This is a genomic window from Pedococcus sp. (assembly GCF_036554925.1).
Lineage (GTDB): Bacteria > Actinomycetota > Actinomycetes > Actinomycetales > Dermatophilaceae > Pedococcus_A.
The window spans coordinates 1-19,203 of sequence record NZ_DATBMI010000126.1 but is presented as its reverse complement, the minus strand read 5'-3'; the positions used below and the strand labels follow the sequence as shown (position 1 = coordinate 19,203).

Sequence of the window (19,203 nt, the reverse complement as noted above, 5' to 3'; positions counted from 1 at the left end):
CCCGGGCGCGGGGCCACTAGCGGGCCCGGCGCCGCGAGGCGGCCTTCTTGGCGCTCGGCCGGACGACCGGCTCCCCGGCCTCGGCGGCAGCCGCGGCCAGCCCCAGGCCGTAGTCCGCGAGCGCGTCGACGAGGGAGTCCGCGGACGCCTCGGGCGCCAGCACGTCGACCCGGAGGCCGTGCTCCTCCGCCGTCTTGGCGGTGGCGGGGCCGATACAGGCGATCACCGTCGACGGGTGCGGCTTGCCGGCGATGCCGACGAGGTTGCGCACCGTCGAGGACGACGTGAAGACGACGGCGTCGAACTGCCCGCCCTTGATCGCCTCGCGCACCGGGGCGGGCGGCGGGGCGGCCCGGACGGTGCGGTAGGCCGTCACGTCGTCGACCTCCCAGCCGGTGGCCTGGAGACCCGCGACGAGGGTGTCGGTGGCGATGTCGGCGCGGGGCAGGAAGACCCGGTTGATCGGGTCGAGGACCTCGTCGAACGGCGGCCACACGTCGAGCAGGCCCCGGGCCGACTGCTCCCCGGAGGGCACGAGGTCGGGCTCGAGGCCCCACTCGCGCAGGGCTCCGGCGGTGACGCCGCCGACCGCGGCGATCTTCAGCCCGGCGAAGGCGCGGGCGTCGAGGCCGAACTCCTCGAACTTCTCGCGGACGGCCCGCACCGCGTTGACCGAGGTGAAGCCGATCCACTCGTAGCGACCGGTGACCAGGCCCTTGATCGCCCGCTCCATCTGCTGCGGGGTGCGCGGCGGCTCGACGCTGATGGTCGGGACCACCTCGGCCGTCGCGCCGTAGGAGGCGAGGCGCGCGATGGTCGAGCCGGACTGCTCCTTGGTGCGGGGGACGAGGATGTTCCACCCGAAGAGCGGCTTGGTCTCGAACCAGGACAGCTGGTCGCGCAGGGCCACGGTGGACCCCACGACCGCGAGGGCCGGGAACTCGACGTCGCTCATGACCGCGCCGACCTCACCCAGGGTCGTGGAGCGCGTGACCTGGCGGATGGTGGTGCCGCGCTCGGTCAGGGCCACCGGGGTGTCGCCGGAGCGACCCGCGGCCAGCAGCTTGCCGAGCGCCTCGCCGAGGTCCGCGGGAGCACCGAGCAGCACCACGGTCACGTGGTCGGAGACCGACGCGGACCAGTCGACCTTGCGGTCGTTCGCGCTGACGACGTGCACCGCCTGCGACGTGCTCGAGGTGAGCGGGATGCCGGCGTAGGCGGGCACCGCCGAGACCGCGCTGACCCCCGGGACGACGTCGAAGCGGATCCCGGCCTTGTGCAGGGCGAGCGCCTCCTCGGCGAGGCCGTTGAAGGTGGCGGGGTCGCCGTCCATCAGGCGCACGACGAGGCCGCCGGGGGCTGCCTTGGCCGCCTTGACGACGAGCTTGGCGCGCATGGCGTGGGTCAGCGGCTGGCCGTGGTCGCCGTGGCCGGCGTCGACGACCTCGACGCCCTCCCGGCAGTGGCGGGCGACGACCTCCTCGCGGCTGACCTGGTCGATGACGACGGTGTCCGCGGCGGCGAGGCACTCGACCGCGCGCACGGTCATCAGGCCGGGGTCACCGGGGCCTCCACCAACGAAGACGACCCTGGCGGGCTGCCTTGCGGCGGTCTTGGTGGGCTGGTCGGACTTCGAGCGCGTGGGGCTCACGTTGCACGCTCCGTGGCGGTTGGTTCTGGACGGGAGTCGGTGGGGGTGGCGAGCGGAGGTCTGCTTCCGGTCGCCCCGGCTGGGTCGGGGTCCCAGCGCTGGGTGCCGGCGGCGGGAGGGCGCTCCTCCGGGCCTGTCAGGAATTCGGCGCCGTCCTCCAGCAGGATGGCGGCCAGGTCAGCGCCGAGCCGTTCGGCGTGGGCCAGCGGGCCGACCAGCGAGCGGCGCAGGTCGAAGGTGCCGTCGGTGGAGCCGGCGAAGCCGCGCAGGGACAGCTCGAGGCCGTCCTCACCCTCGACGACCTCGGCGAGGGCACCGACCGGTGCGGAGCAGCCCGCCTCGAGGGCAGCGAGCAGGGCGCGCTCGGCCGTCACGCAGGCACGGGCCTCCGCGTCGTCGATGGCGGCGAGCAGCTCGCGCAGCTCGGTGTCGTCCGAGCGGCACTCGACGGCCAGCGCGCCCTGCCCGGGGGCCGGCAGCATCTGGAGCGGGTCGAGCGTCTCGGTGATGTCGTCGAGACGGCCCAGCCTGGCCAGGCCGGCCCGTGCGAGGACCACGGCATCGACGGCGCCGGAGGCCACGAGGCCGATCCGGGTGTCGACGTTGCCGCGGATGTCCTTGAGCTCCAGCCCGAGGCCGAGGGCAGCCAGCTGGGCCACCCGGCGCGGGGAGCCGGTGCCGATGACGGCGCCGGCCGGCAGCTCCCCGAGGGTGAGGCCGTCGCGGGCCACCAGGGCGTCGCGCGGGTCCTCGCGGCCGGGGATGGCCGCGACCGTCAGGCCCGGCTCCGGCGCAGTGGGCAGGTCCTTCAGGGAGTGGACGGCGAGGTCGACGTCGCCGGCCAGCAGCGAGCGGCGGATGGCCGCGGCGAAGACACCGGTGCCCCCGAGGGTGCTGAGCGGCGCGGCATTGACGTCGCCCTCGGTGACGATCTCGACCAGCTCGACGGTGTGGCCCAGGGCACGCAGCCGCTGCGCCACCCAGTCGGACTGCGTGGTGGCGAGGGCGCTGCGGCGTGTACCGAGGCGGAGGGTGCGGGTGGCCGTCACTGTCGTCACGGCAGGCCCCCCGTCTGCGGCGGCGGCACCGAGACGGCGGCCGTCTCGTGCGGGCTGAGGTCGAACAGCTCGCGCAGCGCCTGCGCGTAGTCGTCGCCGTGACCGCGGGTCGCCCGCTCCTTCATCCGCACGGTCGGGGTGTGCAGGAGCTTCTCGACGATGCGGTGCACGGCGAGCCGGACCTCGTCACGGGTCAGGTCGTCCATGCCCGGAAGACGCTGGTCGAGACGACCGAGCTCGAGGGCGACGACCTCGGCCGCCCGCGAGCGGAGCGCCGCCACCGTCGGGGCGACGGTCTCCGCGGCGCGGGCCGTGAGGTACGCGGCGACCTCGGCGATGACGAGGTCGGCGACCTCCTGCACCTGCGGCGTCGTGGCCCCGGCCGAGAGGTCCTGCCCGAGCACGGCCAGCCCGGCGACGGAGACGCTGCTGAGCGAGGCCACCTCGGGCGCCACGTCGTGGGGCAGGGCGAGGTCGATGTAGGCCTGGGGTCGCCCGCCGCGCGCGACCTGGGCGTCTCCGGCCAGGGCGAGGTCGACGACGACGCCGGTCGAGCCGGTGCACGAGATGACGACGTCGGCCTCGGCCAGGGCCTCGCGGAGCTCGCCGAGCGGACGGGCGCGCCCGCCGGTGCGCTCGGCCAGGCGCCGCGCCTTGCTCTGGGTCCGGTTGGCGATGACGAGCTCGCGGCAGCCGGAGCGGGCGACGGTGGCGGCGGCGAGAGAGCTCATGCCACCGGCGCCGACAACGAGGACCCGCAGCCCGGACAGCGGTCCGAGCTCGGCCACCGCGCGCGTGAGGCCCGCCTCGACGAGGGACACGCTGACGGAGTCGATGCCCGTCTCGGTGTGGGCGCGCTTGCCGACCCGCAGGGCCTGCTGGAAGAGGCCGTTGAGGGAGCTCCCGGCGTGGCCGGCCTTCTGGGCGGCCCGCAGTGCCGAGCGCATCTGCCCGAGGATCTGCGCCTCGCCGACGGCCATCGAGTCGAGCCCGCAGGCGACGGTGAAGGCGTGGGCGATGGCGCGGTCCTCGTAGTGCACGTAGAGGTGCTCGCGGAGGTCGTCCCGGCCCACGCGGCACACCTCGGTCAGGCTGTCGGTGATGTCGGCGACGGCGCCGTGGAAGGTGTGGGCCTCGGCGTAGATCTCGGTGCGGTTGCAGGTGGAGACGACGATCGCCTCCGAGGCGTTCTCGCGACCGACGATGCGCGCGGCGAGGTCGGCCCGGGCGGCGTCGTCGAGGGACACGGCCTCGAGCAGCGGCAGCGGCGCGGTGTGGTGGGACAGACCGAGGACGACCAGGCTCACGGTACGACCACCTTCCGCAGGGCGCCCGGAGTGGCCAGGGCCTTGCGCTGCTCGTGGAAGGCCAGGATCTGCAGCTCGGTGGAGAGGTCCACCTTGCGCACGTCGACACCCTCGGGCACCACGAGCACGCAGGGGGCGAAGTTGAGGATGGAGCGCACCCCGGCGGCGACGAGGTCGTCGCACACCGCCTGCGCGGAGGCGGCCGGCGTGGCGATGACGCCGATGGCCAGGCCCTGCTCCGCGACGAGGACGGGCAGCTCCGACATCGGCTGCACCCGCAGCCCGGCGATCTCCTCACCGATCAGGGCGGGGTCCTGGTCGAGCAGGGCCACCACGCGGAAGCCCCGGGTCGCGAAGCCGCTGTAGGCCGCGAGCGCGTGGCCGAGGTTTCCCATCCCGACGATCGCGACCGGCCAGTCCTGGGTGAGTCCGAGCTCGCGCGAGATCTGGTAGGCGAGGTGGTCGACCTCGTAGCCGACCCCGCGCACGCCGTAGGAGCCGAGGTAGGAGAGGTCCTTGCGGAGCTTGGCGGAACGGACGCCCGCGGCGGCGGCGAGCTCCTCCGACGAGACCGACGTGATGCCGCGCTCCGCGAGACCGGTCAGCGCCCGCAGGTATTCGGGTAGCCGTGCAACCGTGGCGTCGGGGATGCCCCGACGGGCGCTCGGGTCGGCAGACAACGTGGGTCACCGGCTCCTCTCGTGCGGCGGGGTCCGCACCTGGCTGGGGCGGACGGGAGCACCGTCAGGTTACGCGTTTGTGAACCGATGCACAAAGTCACAAGCGACCCCGCCGCCGTGCGTGAGCCACGTCACCGTCGAGCGCGCCGGAGCGCGGATGTCAGGCGCCCAGGGCTTGCCGGAGCCGGGCGGGGTCGACGCGCCAGTAGTCGTGCTGTCGGCCGTCGACGAGCGTCACCGGGATCTGCTCCCAGTACTCCTCGGCCAGGGCTGGGTCGTCGGCGATCGAGCGCTCCTCCCAGCCGACGCCGAGCTCCGCCGCGACGGAGGCGATCACGGCCCGGGCGTCGTCGCACAGGTGGCAGCCCGGCTTGCCGATGAGGGTGATGCGCGCGGGGCCGGCGGCTGGTTCGTCGTGTGCCACGCGGCCACTGTATGCCGCGGGCCTGGCTCTAGGGTGGGGCCCATGATCGAGTACGGGCCGGACGGCACGGTGGTCGCCGGCGCGAGGACCGTGCCGTCCGAGCCGCCGGCCTCCGAACCGGCGCGGACCCGCTCCGCGGCCTTTTTCGACCTCGACAACACGGTGTTGCGGGGGGCCAGCGTCTTCCACCTCGCGCGGGGCCTGTACCGCCGGGAGTTCTTCACCGGTCGCGACATCGCGGCGATGATGTGGAAGCAGGTGTACTACACCGTCCTCGGGGAGAACCTCACCCACGTCTCGCAGATCCGCGAGCAGGCGCTCGGGTTCGTCGCCGGTCACACCGTCGACGAGATCAGCCGGATCGGCGAGGAGGTGTACGACGAGGTGATGGCCGAGAAGATCTGGCCGGGGACCCGAGCCCTGGCCCAGGCCCACCTCGACGCCGGCGACGACGTGTGGCTGGTGACGGCCTCGCCGGTCGAGGTCGCCACGGTCTTCGCCGACCGCCTCGGCCTGACCGGCGCCCTCGGCACCGTGGCCGAGAGCGTCGACGGTGTCTACACGGGCCGCCTCGTGGGCGAGCCCCTCCATGGCGAGGCGAAGGCCGTGGCTGTCAACGCCCTCGCGGCCGAGCGGGGCTACGACCTGGCGCGGTGCGCGGCCTACTCCGACTCGGCCAACGACATCCCGATGCTCTCCCTGGTCGGGAGCCCGTGCGCCGTGAACCCGGACGGCGCACTGCGCACCCACGCACGGTCGCACGGGTGGAAGGTGCGCGACTTCCGCAATGGCCGACGCGCGGCCAAGCTCGGGGTCCAGGCGGCGGGGGCGACGGCCCTCGCCGGCGCGCTGGCGGCTGCCGCGAGCCGCCGCCGCTCCCGCTGAGCCGCCGCCGCTTTCGGTGAGCCGCCGCCGCTCCCGCTGAGGCGTCGTCGCTCCCGCTGCGGCGCCGTGCCCGAGGCCTGGTGGCTACCGCGCTGCCGGCCGGGGGTCAATGTGGGCCTCGTCTCCTGACATTCGTCCCGATTTCAGGGACACTGACGGCCAGGAGGTCCCAGCCGCATGCCACGAAGCCGTGATGCCGCGTGCCCGAGCGCGCCGTGGGGCCCTCCCCTGCCCGCGCTGGCCTCGACTGCACCAACGACGGTGGTGCCGCCAGGTCACGGGCCGTCGGGGGACCACGGCCTCGCGGCGGCCACCCGGGACATGCTGGGCTCGCTGCGCCTGCTGCTCAGCGTGGCCGCGGGTGGCGGCGGTGGGCGCGGCGGCGGCACGGCGGCCGCCGGCGGGTTCGCCCCCGGCACCGAGCCGAAGGACTTCGAACGGGTCTCGGCCCTCGTCGAGCTCGCCCAGCGCGGAGACTCCGAGGCCTTCGGCCTCCTCTACGAGCGCTACGTCGACGTCGTCTACCGATACATCTACGTGCGCGTGGGCAGCACCCAGCTCGCCGAGGACCTCACGTCCGAGACCTTCCTGCGCGCCCTGCGGCGGATGGACTCCTTCTCCTGGCAGGGCCGGGACATCGCCGCGTGGTTCATCACCATCGCCCGCAACCTCATCACCGACAACGCGAAGTCGGCGCGCTTCCGCCTCGAGGTGACGACCGCGGACATGCTCGACGCCGACACGCACGTCGACCCGCCCGAGCAGGAGGTCCTCCAGCGCCTGCGCGACACCCGGCTGCTCGAGGCAGTCCGCAACCTCAAGCCCGAGCAGGCCGAGTGCGTGGTGCTGCGGTTCCTCCAGGGGCTGACCCTCGCCGAGACCGCCAAGGTGCTCGGCAAGACCGAGGGAGCGGTCAAGCAGCTGCAGCTGAGGGCCGTCCGGGCCCTGCACCGGGAGCTGGCCGATGTGGACATCTGAGGCGTCCGGATTTCGCGACGCGGCGGCGCGTAACTTCCGCACCGGGCCGTCGTTCTCAGGACGTACAACGCCCGTAGGGCTGGGGGAGGAGGTGACGGCATGGCTCTGAGCCATCGCGCGGCAGAGCGGTTCCAGCGCGCTCTCGACGGGGACCGGGAGGCCGGCGCAGGCCTCGAGGGCCTCCTGGAGACCGCGAGGTCCCTGGCGTCCGTCTCCACCCCCGGCCTCGCGCCGCGCGAGGAGTTCGTGGCGGCCCTGCGGGACCGGCTCGTCGCCGAGGCCGAGGCCATGCCGACCCCCTCACCGGCTGCCGCGCACACCGCCGCCTCCCGCCGGGCCGCGGCCCGCACCGGCCCGGTGGTGGTCGTCTTCGGCCGCGGTCTCCCCCGGGTCATCGCCGGCGCGGCCGCCTCGGTGCTCGCCGTGGGCGCCGTCGTCGGCGTGGCCTCACGCAGCGCGATCCCCGGTTCGGCGCTCTACCCGGTCAAGGGCTGGCTCGATGCCGTCGCCGTGCAGATGGCAGGCTCGGACTACGAGCGTGGCCTCACCCACCTGTCCCAGGCGCAGGAGCACATCTCCGACACCCGGAACCTCGCCGGGGCCGGGAGCACGGACGTCTCCGACTACGAGGCTGCGATCGAGGCCGCGACGTCCTCGGTGCGCGCGGGACAGCGCGACCTCAACACCGCCTTCGACGCCACGGGCAACCCGCAGGCGCTCATCGCGGTCCGCGACTTCAGCGCGAGGGCCATCCCCCAGGTCGAGGCGCTGCGCGGTGAGGTCCCGGCGGCGGCCCTTCCCGAGCTGCGGGAGCTGCAGGCCCTGCTGACGGCGGCCGAGAACACCTCGCTGCGGCGCCTCGCCGCGTGCTCGCCGTCGTGCCTGCCCGCGGTCCCATCCGGTGCCGGGCCGTCCACGCTGCCCAGCCTGGCGACCACCGGGGTGCCGACGGGTGGCTCCTCCACGGCGAGCACGACCCAGCCCGGCGTGAGCGTGCCGAGCACCGCGGTGACGGTGCCGCCGGGTGGTGGCGGGCTCCCCGGGGCCACTGCCGGTCCCGGGGGCGCCACGCTCGGCGGCGGCGGGGGCGGCGCGACCCTCGGCACCGGCGGTGCCACCCTCAACGGCCCCACCGTGACCGGGCCCGGGGTCCCCGGCCTCCCGACCGTGACCGCGACCCTGCCGTCGGTGACCCTGAGCACCGGTGGGGCGGGCGCCACCCTCCCCGGAGGTGGGGTCGGCACGCTGACGCTGCCCGGCGTGGGCGTGACCGTGACCCTGCCGACGCTTCCGTAGGAGCAGGTCCTAGAAGAAGACGGACCGGCGCTGCATCAGCAGCGAGTACAGCGTCTGCTGGATCGTCTCGCGCACCTGGTCGGTCAGGTCGAAGACGAGCATCGGGTCGTCGGCGGCGCCCTCTCCGAGGTGCGCCGTCTCGACGGGCGAGCCGAACTCGATGATCCACTTGCTCGGCAGCGGCACCAGCCCGAGCGGCCCCAGCAGCGGCCAGGTCGGCGTGATCGGTGCGTACGGAGCACCCACGAGGCGGGCGACGGTCCGCATGTTGCCGATGATCGGGTAGATCTCCTCCGCCCCGACGATCGAGCACGGGACGATCGGGACGCCGGTGCGCAGCGCAGCCGAGACGAAGCCGCCACGGCCGAACCGCTGCAGCTTGTACCGCTCGCTGAAGGGCTTGCCCACACCCTTGAAACCCTCGGGCCACACGCCGGCCAGCTCGCCCTTCGACAGCAGCCGCTCCGCGTCGGGGTTCGCCGCCAGGGTCGAGCCCGAGCGCCGCGCCATCTGCCCGATCACCGGCGTCTGGAAGACGAGGTCCGCGCCGAGCATCCGCAGGTGCCGGTGGGCGGGGTGCTCGTCGTGCACCGCCACCTGGGTCATCAGGGAGTCCATCGCGATCGTGCCCGAGTGGTTGGCCACGACGAGCGCGCCGCCCTCCGACGGGATGTTGTCGATGCCGCGCACCTCGACCCGGAACCACTTGCGGTAGAGCGGCCGCAGGAGCGGGAGGTAGGCGTGCTCGGTGAAGTCCTCGTCGAAGCCGAACTCGTCGACGACGTAGTCGCCCGTGAGCCGTCGACGAAGGAACGACAGGGTCTCGGCAACCTGCCGCTCGACCTCCTCGGGCGAGAGCCCGGAGGACTCGGCGGCCATCCGCAGCGCGGCGACCCCCGCCCTCAGCAGCTCCTCGACACCCGGGGCGAGCGGCACGTGGGTCGTCGGCGCCGGGGCCGGCACCGGGAGGCGGAGCACGTCGCCGTCGCCCCGGACCGCCTTGAGCGGCCTCGCCTGCGTGGGTGGGTGGTCAAGCCGCTCGCCTGCCGACGCCGCGGCGCTCCGTCGGGGCGGCCGTGTGGTCCGGGCGCCGGAGGTGGCCACCGCCTTCTTGGACGGCACCGCCTTGGCCACTGGCTGGGGTCGGTGGAGCTTGCGCGGACGCGCCGGCGCCGCCTGCTCAGGGGCTGCCTTCCTGGCCGCGGGGGCCACGCCGGGCGCCGGCGCCTGCCCGCTGGGCGCGCCGGGAGCCGCTGGAGCGGTGGGCGCGGTCGAGGACGCCCCGTCCTGCTGGATCAGTGGCGTGCTGCGCCGACGGGCCCGCTCCCCCGACGCCCTGGCCGCGCCCGCCGCGAGCGCGCCGGAGGCACCCGCCCTGCTGGTGCGCTTCGTGGCGGCCTTCGGCTTCTGGCCGCCCTGCGACCCGGCGACCGAGCGCCGTCGTGGTGTCGATGACGCCATCAGTCGTTCCTCCCCGAGGCCCAGACATGGCCGATCGCGTGCGCCGCCGACCCGGCCACACCAGAGACGGCCGAGCCGAGGGCGGCGGTCCCGGGCAGCGCCGAGCCGATGCCGCGCGCGTAGTCCTCGAATGCCGAGCGTGTCGTGTACTCCGGCTCGAACCCCAGCACCGAGCGCATGCGCGCGGTGTCCAGCCCTCGGCCGAAGGCCAGGAACTGGAGCTGGTCACCGGAGAAGTCCGTGAGCCCGGCGCGCTTGACCACGCTGCCGAGCAGGCCGGCGGCGGCCATGGGCACCGGCATGATCGGGCGTCCCGCGATGCCGGCGGCCTGGGCCACGGTGATGACCCCGTCACCTGCGATGTTCGTGATGCCGACGGCCGGCCCGGTGGTGGCGCGGAGCAGGGCGCCGATGGCGTCGGTCTCGTGGACGAACTGCAGACGCGCGTCGTAGCCGAAGGGCACGGGCACGACGGGCAGGCTGAAGTAGTCGGTCAGGGTGGTGCGGATGCCCGGTCCGATGATGTTGGCGAAGCGCAGCATCGTGATCTCGGTGTCGGGGCGCCGCCGCGAGAAGCCCCGGACGTAGCCCTCGACCTCGACGGAGTCCTTGCCGAACCCGGCGCGGGGCAGCGACTTGGGCCCCATGTCCTCGGTGAACATCGCAGGGTCGCGCGGGCTCGAGCCGTACACCGCCCCGGAGGACTTCACGACGAGTCGCCGCACGCTCGGGGCCTTCTGGCACGCCGCGAGCAGCTGCATGGTGCCGATGACGTTGATCTCCTTCTGGGAGGTCCGTCCACCGGCGTGGGTCGGCGTCGCGATGACGTTCATGTGCACGACCGTGTCGACCTCGGCCTGCGCGATGATCTTGCCGATCATCGGGTTGCGGATGTCGGCGCGCACGAACTCGGCCCGCCCGATGTCGTGAGGCGGGGGGATGACATCGACACCGATCACCCGTGAGACCGAGCCGTCAGCGGTGAGACGCCGGGCGAAGTGCCCCCCGAGGTAGCGGGAGACGCCGGTCACCAGCACGACATCGGCCACCGCTCACCTCTCCCGGTCGACGGTCCGGCGACACCCGCCGGCCCTCGCTGGAAGCCTACCCACGGCGGGCGCCCACCACAGCCGCGGGGTTGTGGGGCTCACACGACGCAAGGCCCCCATCCGGAGGATGAAGGCCTTGCCGCGGACTGTGAGGTCCTTACTTCTTGTTGCGACGCTGGTGGCGCGTCTTGCGAAGGAGCTTGCGGTGCTTCTTCTTCGCCATGCGCTTGCGGCGCTTCTTGATGACAGAGCCCATAGTCGTCCTCGCGTGTGTGTGGTGTCGTGTTGCCGGACGGGGCAACGAGCTACGCACCACGCCGAACAGTGCGGGCCACTCTACCGGGCCGGGGCTCGGTGGCCCAAACCGGGGAGGGTGCTCGTTCTGTAACCCCGCCGCCCCCCTCTCGTTTTCCGTGCATCGGGACGATGGCGCCCGCACCACGGAGGAGCAGCGGTGACTCGCACGCGCAGGTACTCACTGGCGATGGGGGTGTGCCTGCTCTCCGGAGCACTGGTGGGCACCCCGGTCGCGATGGCCACCACCACCCCAACCCCGGCCGTGCCCACCCTGCCCGACCTCGGCGATGCCGTGCCGGAGCCGGCCCGGACCCTCGACACCCGGGCCGTGACGAAGGCGGTGGCCCCCGCCACCGCGGCCCGCGCAGCCGCCTCGCGGGTCCTCGCCGCCTCCGGCCAGGGCGCGCGGGCGACGTGGGACGAGCGGTTCGGGACGCTGCGCTCGCTGCGCGGCCCCGGCCACCTCACGCCGCCCCGGAGCGGCGAGGCGGTCGACATCGCCCGGGCCTGGGTGCGGGACGGCGCTGCGGCCTTCGGACTGACCGCCGGGCAGGTCGACGCCCTGGCCGTGGCGCGCGACCACACCCTGCCGGGCACCGGCACCCACGTGGTCAGCTTCGTCCAGACCGCGGGCGGGGTGGCGGCAGCGCGAGGCGGACGCCTCAACGTCGCCGTCACCGAGGACGGCAGGGTCCTCGCGTATGCCGGTGACCCCACGCCCGGCGAGGCCCTCACCGGTGGGTGGGTGCTCGGCGAGGCCGGCGCCCTGCTCACGGTGGCGGGGGCCCTCGCGCCGGGGGTCACCTTCACCCCGAGGGCGGACGGGAGTCAGGCCGGCTACGCGACCTTCGCGAGGGGCCCGTTCGGCGGACCCTCCTACGCGAAGAAGGTGACGTTCGGGACCCGCACCGGGTCCGTCGCGGCATACAAGGTGTATTTCATCAAGAGCCCCCGGGAGGCCTGGGAGGTCATCGTCGACGGCACCACCGGGCGCGTCCTCTTCCGCACCTCGGTGGTGCAGCACGAGAAGGACCCGCAGGGCACCGTCTACGACAACTACCCGGGGGCAGCCCGGGGCGGGACGCCCCGCCAGCAGTACTTCGGCCCCAACGCACAGTCGCCGAAGGGCTGGGTCGACCTCACCGGCGCGACGGGCACGGGGGTGACGACGCTGGGCAACAACGCCGACACCCACGCCAACTGGTCGAACTTCATCGGCCCGGTCGACAGCGCCCCCCGGCCGGTCTCGCCGCAGGGCAGCTTCTCGTACGCCTTCAAGGACGCCTGGCAGCAGAAGGAGGGCGCCACGGTGCCGCCCTCGTACGCCGAGGACCTCGAGCCGGCGGCGACCAACCTCTTCTTCCAGCACAACCGGATCCACGACGACTACTACGCGCTCGGCTTCACCGAGACGGCTGGCAACTTCCAGGTCGACAACGGCGGCAAGGGCGGGCTCGGCGGCGACCCGATCAAGGGCCTGGTCCAGGCAGGCGCCGCCTCGGGAGGGGCACCCACGTACACCGGGCGCGACAACGCCTACATGCTCACCCTCGACGACGGCATCCCGCCGTGGAGCGGCATGTTCCTGTGGGAGCCGATCGACGACGCGTTCGAGGGCCCGCACCGCGACGGCTCGTTCGACATGAGCGTGATCCAGCACGAGTACAGCCACGGCCTGTCGAACCGCTACGTCGCAGGCGGCAGCGCCCTCGGCTCGCACCAGGCCGGTTCGATGGGCGAGGGCTGGGGCGACTGGTACGCGCTGAACCACGCCCACAAGACCGGCCTGGAGCCCACCCGGGCCGTCGTCGGCGCCTACGCCACGGGCAACGAGAACCGCGGCATCCGCAACTACGACTTCAACAAGAACCCCAACACCTTCGGCGACATGGGCTACGACCTGACCGGCCCGGAGGTGCACGCCGACGGCGAGATCTGGACGGCCACGCTGTGGGACCTGCACAAGGCGCTCGTCGCGCGCCACGGCCTGGCCAAGGGTGCCGAGGTCGCGGCCCGGCTCGTCACCGACGCCATGCCGCTCATGGCCCCGGACCCGTCCTTCCTCGACGCCCGCGACGCCATGCTGACCGCCGACCTCGACCGCCACCACGGCGACAACACCGACCTGATGTGGTCGGTGTTCGCCAAGCGTGGCGCCGGCGCGTCCGCGGTCTCCGCCACTGGTGACGACACCGACCCCACCCCGGCGTTCGACCACCCTGCGGCGTCCCGCAACGGCACCGTCGCGCTGACGCTGGTCAACGCCAGCACCGGCCAGAGGATCCCGAACGCCAAGGTCATCCTCGGCCGCTTCGAGGCCCGGGTCAGCCCCCTGGGACGCACCGGCTCCACCGGCGGGTTCTCGGTCAAGGCCGTGGCAGGCACCTACCCGCTGACCATCCAGGCGCCCGGGTTCGGCACCCAGACCATCGAGGGCTTCGGCGTCGCGGCGGGGAAGAACGCAGCCCGGACGGTCTCACTCGCGCCCAACCTCGCCTCCACGGCGGCAGGCGCCAGCATCGTGTCGGCCTCCAGCCAGGACGACGGCTCGCCCGCCAAGTTCGCCTTCGACGACACCGCCGCCTCGGTGTGGTCGACGAAGGCCGGCAGCACGGCATACAACTCCGGCCCCGACCAGCGGGTGACGGTCAAGCTCGCGGCACCAGCCACGGTGTCGTCGCTGCGGGTCAGCGCGTTCAAGGCCACCAACGCCTCGCGGTTCGCGGCGCTGAAGGACTTCACGGTGCAGACCTCCACCGACGGGGGGACGTGGACGACGGTGCGCAAGGGCGGCTTCGGCTACGAGGCGCCGCGGCCGACGGCGGGGGACCTGAACTACCGCACCTTCGAGCTCGAGAAGCCGGTGAAGGCCGCCTACGTGCGCTTCTTCGTCGACACGGTGCAGGGCGACACGACCACCTACGCCCAGGTCGCCGACATCCAGGTGTTCGGCTCCGGGGCGAAGGTGGGCAACGGCTCGGTGACCCCCGACCCCGACTTCACCGACTCGGGCACCGTCACGGCGGGCAACCCCGCCGCGGGCGACCCGACGGGGCTGCAGAACGTCTTCGGCGTGACCGGGACCGAGATGACCACCGCGTGCACCTTCCCGCCGGGGACCCAGGGGGCCGACGCCTGGGTGTCCAAGCTGCCGGCCGGGTTCTCCGACGGCCTGCACTCGGTGTCGGCCAAGGGCACCAGTGACGAGGCGGTCGGTCACGACCTCGACCTGTACTTCCTCGACAGCGCCTGCCGGCTCACCGGCTCCGCCGCCAGCTCGGCCGCGGACGAGTCGGCGGTCATCCCGCCCGGCTCGGTCTACCTGCTCAGCCACCTCTACACAGGGGCCGACGTGGGGGTGAGCATCCGGGCGGTCGACAACCGCTGACGTCGAGGCGGTGAGACGGTGAGGGGCGGGCCGGAAACGGGCCCGCCCCTCACTCGTGTTTCTCAGGTCTACGCAATCACGCGGTGTCGACGTACGACGAGCGCAGGTACTTGTGCACGGCGTCCTCGGGGACGCGGAAGGAGCGTCCCACGCGGATCGCGGGAAGCTCGCCCGCGTGCACCATGCGGTACACGGTCATCTTCGACACGCGCATGATCGAGGCGACCTCGGCGACGGTCAGGAACCGCACCTCGGCGAGCTGGCGCTCGTTGGACATAGCTACCTCGATCTCCTGCACGCGCGCATCGCCGGCTTCCCCTCCGGCGGACCTCTACGCTCGTGCAAGTCGCAACGATAGGGGCTCATGTGACCCGTGGGGAAGCGGATGGGGAAGAAAGTCTGCCCCGTCCACCCGACACGCCGCGAGGACCTTGTGAGTTCACGCCCGGTACCCGCAGAAATCACTGCTATTCGGGCATTCACGCCCGCGGCCGGGAGCCTAGTCGAACCAGAGGTCGAGCCCGTGGTGCTCGAACACCGCCTGCCGGGTGGCCATGATCGCGCGGTCGACCTCGCTGTGCGGGTTGTAGCCCATGTCCCAGGGCTGGTGCCAGATCGGCCCCTCGGCGGGATCGAGGTCGCCCATGCGGTGCGGGCCCTGCCGGGCGAGCTGCATCCGGACGTGCTCCAACCAGCCCTCGGGCACCGCGGCGGCCAGGTCGATGGGCCGGTGCTCGGCGATGGCCGTGAGGTGGGTCCAGGCCCGCGGGACGACGTCGACGAGCTCGTAGCCGCCGCCGCCCAGGGCCACCCACCTGCCCTCGGCGACGTCGTGGGCCAGCCGGTGCAGGGCCTCCGCGGCGGTGCGCTGCGCGTCGATGGACAGCGCCATGTGCGCGAGCGGGTCCTGGGCGTGGGTGTCGCACCCGTGCTGGGTCACGAGGATCTCGGGTTTGAACGCGCGCACCACCGGCATCGCGGTCGCGTGCAGCGCCCTCAGCCAGGCCGAGTCGCCCGTGCCGGGCGGCAGCGCGACGTTGACCGCAGAGCCGAGCGCCGCAGGGCCGCCGATGTCGCCGGGCCAGCCCGTGCCGGGGAAGAGCGCCCGACCCGACTCGTGCAGCGACACGGTGAGCACCCGCGGGTCGTCCCAGAAGATCCGCTCCACGCCGTCCCCGTGGTGGACGTCCACGTCGACGTACGCGACGCGCTGGGCGCCGTGGTCGAGCAACCACCGGATGCCGACGGCGATGTCGTTGTAGATGCAGAACCCCGACGCGTTGCCGGCCATGGCGTGGTGCAGGCCGCCGCAGAAGTTGACGCCGTGGCTGACCTCGCCGGCCCAGACGTCCTCACACAGGCGGCGGGTGCCCTCGGCGATCCTGGCGCCGGCCTCGTGCATGCCGACGAAGGCCGGGTCGTCCTCGGTGCCGATGCCGAGGTGGCCGTCGGCGGCCGCGGGATCGGCCGAGGCCGCCTTGACGGCAGCGATGTACTCCGGCAGGTGGACGGTCTCGAGGAGGTCGTCGCCCGGCACCTCGGGGCTCACGACGTCGACGTCGGCGTGGTCGAAGAGCCCGAACGCGTCGCACAGCCGGGCGGTGAGGTCCAGGCGCACGGGGGCCATGGGGTGGCCGGGACCGAAGTCGTATGCCGTGAATCCGGGGTCCCAGATCACGCGCGCCTGAGTGGGCATGCTCCGCACGCTACCGGGCGGGTACTGTCCATGGACAGAACGGATGGAGCTCACGACCGCTGGAGGACCCGTTGGCCAAGAACCGCCTCTTCGAGGAGGACGTGATCGTCGTGGGGCTCGGGCGCTTCGGCGCTGCCGCTGCCCTCGAGCTGCAACGTCTCGGCCACAACGTGATCGCCATCGAGCAGGACGGCCAGAGGGCGGAGACCTTCCTCGGCAAGCTGGGCAAGGTCGTACAGGGTGATGCCAGCCAGCCGGCCGCCATCGCGCAGATCAAGGCCAAGGACTTCAAGCTGGCGGTCGTCGGCATCGGCTCCTCGGTCGAGGCGTCGGTGCTGGCCGCAGCCAACCTCGTCGACGCCGGCGTCCCCTCCATCTGGGCGAAGGCCCTCAGCCCGGAGCACGGCCGCATCCTGTCGCGGATCGGCGTGCACCACGTCATCTTCCCCGAGGCGGACACCGGTCGCCGGGTGGCACATCTCGTCAACGGCAAGCTGATGGACTACATCGAGTTCGACGACGGCTTCGCGATCGTCAAGATGCGCCCGCCACAGGAGACCATCGGCTTCACGCTCGGGCAGAGCGGGGTCCGCAGCAAGTACGGCGTGACCATCGTCGGCGTGAAGTCGCCGGGGGAGGACTTCACCTACGCCCAGGCGGACACCAAGGTGACCGCCCACGACACCCTCATCGTCAGCGGCCCGACCGAGCTCATCGAGCGGCTCGCCTCCCGCCCCTAGAGCGTCGGCACGCCTCGGTCCTGCCCGAGCGCGAGGACCATCGCGACCTCCTCGTCGCCGTCGTCGTCGGAGACGACACGCATCGGGCGGCGGCTGTCCGTGGGACGGAACCCGCAGCCGCTCGCGAACGCGACGGCGCGGCCGTTGTCGGACCCGACCCAGTACGCGAGGTGCGACCTGCCCTCGCGTCGGGCGGTGTCCGCACCGGCCTGCACGAGCTGCGTCGCGACGCCGGTCCCCCGAGCCGCAGGCGCCACCCAGAGACCGAACAGCTCTGCGACGTCAGGGTTCTCGGAGACCTGACCGACGCTCGCCACGCCCACCGGGGTGCCGTCGACCTCGGCCAGGAGGCGACGGGAGCGTTTCATCCGCAGGCGCCAGAACTCCTCGTCGTACGCCTGCTCCTCCTCGAGGGTGGCCACGAAGGCCTCCGGGGACTCCGCCAGGGCGGCCAGCCGCACGGTGCGGTACTGCTCCCACTCGTCCTCGGTCAGCGCCCTCACGGTGATCTCGCTCATGCGACCAACTCTCGCACGACACCCCACCTCCCGTGCGGGCAGGCCGTCTGGGAGTTCACCGGGAGTTCACAGGGCGCGGGCCATCTCGAGCTCGGTGACGGTGGCGTCGTGGGGCAGCACTCCCTGCCGGCCGGTGGGCTGGAAACCCATGCGCTCGTAGAACGTCCGGGCCCGTCCGTTCTGCTCGGCCACGTCGAGGGTCACCCGAGCCAGACCCCTGGACCGGGCGTCGTCGAGCACCTGACCGACCAGCGCGTCGGCCACCCCTCGACCGCGGGCGTGCCCGGCCACCCACATGCCGACGAGGCACGTCTCGTCCTCCCGCTGCTCGGGGAACCGGAACGACGTCGCCGACCCCACCGGCAGGTCGCCCCACATCGCCAGCCACGTGGACGAGCCGCTGTGCACGCGCTCGAGCCAGCGCTGGTCGGTGAAGGCGGACTCGGCGGCATACGTGCTGCCGAAGGCCGACGGGGTGTCCAGGAGGGACGCCAGCCGGACGTCGCGGTAGGTGCGCCAGTTGGTCTCGTCGACGCGCCGCAGGCAGAGATGAGGCTCAGCCATTGCCGGACGCCAGCTGGTGCGAGCGCTCGGCGGCGGCCTCCATCGCGGTGATGAAGGCGGCCCGCACCTTGTGGTCGTCGAGCTGGCGCAGCGCCGCCGCCGTGGTGCCACCGGGCGAGGTGACCTGCTCGCGCAGCACCGTCGGGTGCTGGCCGGTCTCCTTGATCATGGTGGCCGCGCCGTAGAGCGTCTGGACCACGAGCTCGGTGGCGGTGGCGCGCGGCAGGCCGAGCACCACCCCGGCCTCGATCATGGCCTCCACCACGTAGAAGATGTACGCCGGTCCGGAGCCGGAGATGGCGGTGACGGCGTCCTGGTGCTTCTCGGCGATCTGCACGACCTTGCCGCAGGAGCGCAGGAGCTCCGAGGCCTCCTCGAGGTGCGCGTCGTCGCAGTGCCTGCCCGGGCTGAGCGCGGCCATGCCCTGGTCCACGAGGGCCGGGGTGTTCGGCATGACGCGCACCACCGAGCTCTGCGGGGGCAGCCTGCTCTCGAGGAAGTCGGTGGTGATGCCGGCCGCGAGGCTGACGACGAGGTTCCCCGGTCGGACGTGGTCGCTGATCTCCTCGAGCAGGCCGGCCATGTCCTGGGGCTTGACGACGAGGACGAGCGTGTCGGCCGTCTCGGCCGCCTCCGTGTTGTCCAGGATCCGCACGCCGTACTTCGCCTTCAGCTCCTCGACGCGCTCCGGGCGGCGCTCGGTGATGACGAGGTCGTCGACGCTGCGACCGGCGCGGACCAGGCCCGAGAGCAGGGTCTCCCCCATCACTCCGGCGCCGAAGATCGCGACCGTGCCCATGTGTGCCTCCAGTGTGTCGTCGGTGCGGTCAGCCCTTGGTCGCGAGCCCGCGCAGGAAGAACAGCGTGTTCGCGGGGCGCTCGGCCATCCGGCGCATGAGGTAGCCGTACCACTCCTCGCCGTACGGGATGTAGACGCGCATCTGGTTCCCGCGGTCGGCGATCCGCTTCTGCTCCTCGGGCCGGATGCCGTAGAGCATCTGGTACTCGTAGCTGTCGGGCTCCCGGCCGTGGTGGGCCGCGAGGGCACCGGCGATCTCGAGCAGGCGCGGGTCGTGGCTGGCGACCATCGGGTAGCCGTCGCCTGCCATGAGGATCTTCAGGCACCGCACGTAGGCCGTGTCCACCTCCTCCGAGGACTGGTGGGCCACCGACTCCGGCTCCTTGTAGGCGCCATTGCACAGGCGCACCCG

General features: G+C 73.0%; 19 protein-coding genes. 5 read left to right on the top strand and 14 right to left on the bottom strand.

What is annotated here, in order from left to right; all coding sequences use genetic code 11:
• Positions 1-16: 16 nt before the first annotated feature.
• The 5 genes from VIB11_RS10680 to VIB11_RS10660 form a co-directional block, all read right to left on the bottom strand.
• Positions 17-1,651, bottom strand: a complete 1,635-nt coding sequence (locus tag VIB11_RS10680) for a bifunctional uroporphyrinogen-III C-methyltransferase/uroporphyrinogen-III synthase (RefSeq protein ID WP_332031060.1) — start codon at positions 1,649-1,651, stop codon at positions 17-19.
• Positions 1,648-2,709 carry a hydroxymethylbilane synthase gene (gene hemC, locus VIB11_RS10675; protein WP_332031059.1) on the bottom strand — a complete coding sequence of 354 codons (1,062 nt, stop codon included), beginning with the start codon at positions 2,707-2,709 and terminating at the stop codon, positions 1,648-1,650. The genes VIB11_RS10680 and hemC overlap by 4 nt, the downstream gene beginning before the upstream one ends.
• On the bottom strand, positions 2,706-4,016 hold the full coding sequence (locus VIB11_RS10670) for a glutamyl-tRNA reductase (RefSeq protein WP_332031057.1): 1,311 nt from the start codon (positions 4,014-4,016) through the stop codon (positions 2,706-2,708). Before VIB11_RS10670 ends, hemC begins: the two co-directional genes overlap by 4 nt.
• The gene (locus tag VIB11_RS10665; protein ID WP_332031055.1) at positions 4,013-4,696 is read right to left on the bottom strand and encodes a redox-sensing transcriptional repressor Rex; all 684 of its coding nucleotides are present in this window, start codon (positions 4,694-4,696) and stop codon (positions 4,013-4,015) included. The genes VIB11_RS10670 and VIB11_RS10665 overlap by 4 nt, the downstream gene beginning before the upstream one ends.
• Before the next feature lie 160 nt (positions 4,697-4,856).
• Positions 4,857-5,120, bottom strand: coding sequence for a glutaredoxin family protein (locus tag VIB11_RS10660; protein ID WP_332031053.1), 264 nt, complete (start codon positions 5,118-5,120; stop codon positions 4,857-4,859).
• Positions 5,121-5,162: 42 nt separating this feature from the next.
• Here VIB11_RS10660 and VIB11_RS10655 point away from each other — a divergent pair, with 42 nt between their 5' ends.
• The 3 genes from VIB11_RS10655 to VIB11_RS10645 all read left to right on the top strand — a co-directional run bounded on the left by VIB11_RS10655 (position 5,163) and on the right by VIB11_RS10645 (position 8,279).
• Positions 5,163-6,005 carry an HAD-IB family hydrolase gene (locus tag VIB11_RS10655; protein ID WP_332031052.1) on the top strand — a complete coding sequence of 281 codons (843 nt, stop codon included), beginning with the start codon at positions 5,163-5,165 and terminating at the stop codon, positions 6,003-6,005.
• Positions 6,006-6,269: 264 nt separating this feature from the next.
• Entirely contained in the window at positions 6,270-6,983 is a 714-nt protein-coding gene (locus VIB11_RS10650) for a sigma-70 family RNA polymerase sigma factor (RefSeq protein ID WP_332031050.1), read from the top strand.
• A gap of 99 nt (positions 6,984-7,082) precedes the next feature.
• Positions 7,083-8,279, top strand: coding sequence for a DUF5667 domain-containing protein (locus VIB11_RS10645; protein ID WP_332031048.1), 1,197 nt, complete (start codon positions 7,083-7,085; stop codon positions 8,277-8,279).
• Between the two features lie 9 nt (positions 8,280-8,288).
• Here the strand turns inward: VIB11_RS10645 and VIB11_RS10640 are convergent, their stop codons facing one another.
• From VIB11_RS10640 to VIB11_RS10630, 3 genes are all read right to left on the bottom strand, one after another.
• Positions 8,289-9,740 (bottom strand): lysophospholipid acyltransferase family protein, encoded by a 1,452-nt coding sequence (locus VIB11_RS10640; protein WP_332031046.1) that lies wholly within the window; start codon positions 9,738-9,740, stop codon positions 8,289-8,291.
• The gene (locus tag VIB11_RS10635; RefSeq protein WP_332031044.1) at positions 9,740-10,789 is read right to left on the bottom strand and encodes an SDR family oxidoreductase; all 1,050 of its coding nucleotides are present in this window, start codon (positions 10,787-10,789) and stop codon (positions 9,740-9,742) included. The genes VIB11_RS10640 and VIB11_RS10635 overlap by 1 nt, the downstream gene beginning before the upstream one ends.
• A 157-nt stretch (positions 10,790-10,946) precedes the next feature.
• Positions 10,947-11,045, bottom strand: a complete 99-nt coding sequence (locus VIB11_RS10630; RefSeq protein WP_003792170.1) for a 30S ribosomal protein bS22 — start codon at positions 11,043-11,045, stop codon at positions 10,947-10,949.
• A 198-nt stretch (positions 11,046-11,243) separates the two neighbouring features.
• On the opposite strand from VIB11_RS10630, the gene VIB11_RS10625 reads away from it, so the two are divergent.
• Positions 11,244-14,474 carry a M36 family metallopeptidase gene (locus VIB11_RS10625; RefSeq protein WP_332031041.1) on the top strand — a complete coding sequence of 1,077 codons (3,231 nt, stop codon included), beginning with the start codon at positions 11,244-11,246 and terminating at the stop codon, positions 14,472-14,474.
• A 76-nt stretch (positions 14,475-14,550) separates the two neighbouring features.
• On the opposite strand, the gene VIB11_RS10620 is transcribed toward VIB11_RS10625, so the two are convergent.
• Both VIB11_RS10620 and VIB11_RS10615 read right to left on the bottom strand, forming a co-directional pair.
• On the bottom strand, positions 14,551-14,751 hold the full coding sequence (locus VIB11_RS10620) for a helix-turn-helix domain-containing protein (RefSeq protein ID WP_332031100.1): 201 nt from the start codon (positions 14,749-14,751) through the stop codon (positions 14,551-14,553).
• Positions 14,752-14,973: 222 nt separating this feature from the next.
• Positions 14,974-16,170, bottom strand: coding sequence for an acetoin utilization protein AcuC (locus VIB11_RS10615; protein WP_332031039.1), 1,197 nt, complete (start codon positions 16,168-16,170; stop codon positions 14,974-14,976).
• A 71-nt stretch (positions 16,171-16,241) separates the two neighbouring features.
• On the opposite strand from VIB11_RS10615, the gene VIB11_RS10610 reads away from it, so the two are divergent.
• Positions 16,242-16,910: a TrkA family potassium uptake protein gene (locus VIB11_RS10610; protein ID WP_332031038.1), complete on the top strand. Its 669-nt coding sequence runs from the start codon at positions 16,242-16,244 to the stop codon at positions 16,908-16,910.
• Here the strand turns inward: VIB11_RS10610 and VIB11_RS10605 are convergent.
• From VIB11_RS10605 to VIB11_RS10590, 4 genes are all read right to left on the bottom strand, one after another.
• Positions 16,907-17,428 (bottom strand): GNAT family N-acetyltransferase, encoded by a 522-nt coding sequence (locus tag VIB11_RS10605; RefSeq protein ID WP_332031035.1) that lies wholly within the window; start codon positions 17,426-17,428, stop codon positions 16,907-16,909. The two genes, VIB11_RS10610 and VIB11_RS10605, sit on opposite strands and share 4 nt — an antisense overlap.
• Before the next feature lie 66 nt (positions 17,429-17,494).
• Positions 17,495-17,992 carry a GNAT family N-acetyltransferase gene (locus VIB11_RS10600; protein WP_332031034.1) on the bottom strand — a complete coding sequence of 166 codons (498 nt, stop codon included), beginning with the start codon at positions 17,990-17,992 and terminating at the stop codon, positions 17,495-17,497.
• Complete coding sequence (proC, locus tag VIB11_RS10595; protein ID WP_332031032.1) at positions 17,985-18,791, bottom strand: pyrroline-5-carboxylate reductase; 807 nt, start codon at positions 18,789-18,791, stop codon at positions 17,985-17,987. The genes VIB11_RS10600 and proC overlap by 8 nt, the downstream gene beginning before the upstream one ends.
• Before the next feature lie 28 nt (positions 18,792-18,819).
• The coding region (locus VIB11_RS10590; protein WP_332031030.1) for a proline dehydrogenase family protein at positions 18,820-19,203 on the bottom strand (384 nt) is incomplete at its 5' end.